Raw genomic sequence first — 629 nt, 5'->3', positions numbered from 1 at the left:
ATAAGTATAGTGGCTTTTTTTATCTTCAAGGTTTTGATGTAGGTAAATGCATTAATAATCGACAAGCGCATCAATGACGGAAATGACGCATACCTGTAAAGACCATAGCGATACCATGCTCATTAGCTGCGGCAATAGTCTCGTTATCACGCATAGAGCCACCAGGCTGAATGATAGCAGAGATGCCTACTTCTGCCGCATTATCGATACCGTCACGGAACGGGAAGAACGCATCAGAGGCCATGACAGCGCCTTTTGTAGCCAATCCTGCGTGTTCTGCTTTTATGGCGGCAATGCGAGCAGAGTTGACGCGGCTCATCTGACCTGCACCTATACCGATAGTACGCAAATTTTTGCCGTAGACGATAGCATTTGATTTGACGTATTTAGCGACATTCCAAGTAAATAGTAAATCGGCGATTTGCGCCTCAGTAGGTTGTACATCAGTCACCAGTTGTAGTTCACCTGCACTGATAATCCCTGAGTCTTGCTCTTGTACCAACAGGCCACCGTTCACGCGCTTGTAGTCAAGCTGCGTACTAGAGCTATCTGACGCTTGTAGCGCGCCGCAGACCATGACGCGGACGTTTTTCTTGTTCGCTGTTACTTGTAGTACGCCATCTTCAATA

General features: G+C 46.9%; 1 pseudogene. It reads right to left on the bottom strand.

The window, feature by feature from the left end:
- Positions 1-70 precede the first annotated feature (70 nt).
- Positions 71-629: pseudogene (gene purH, locus ACTXGO_RS15760) on the bottom strand (bifunctional phosphoribosylaminoimidazolecarboxamide formyltransferase/IMP cyclohydrolase); the annotation flags it as partial.

The organism is Psychrobacter sp. T6-1 (assembly GCF_052258445.1).
Note: the sequence above shows the minus strand (reverse complement) of the source record. Positions and strands in the feature narration are given on the sequence as shown.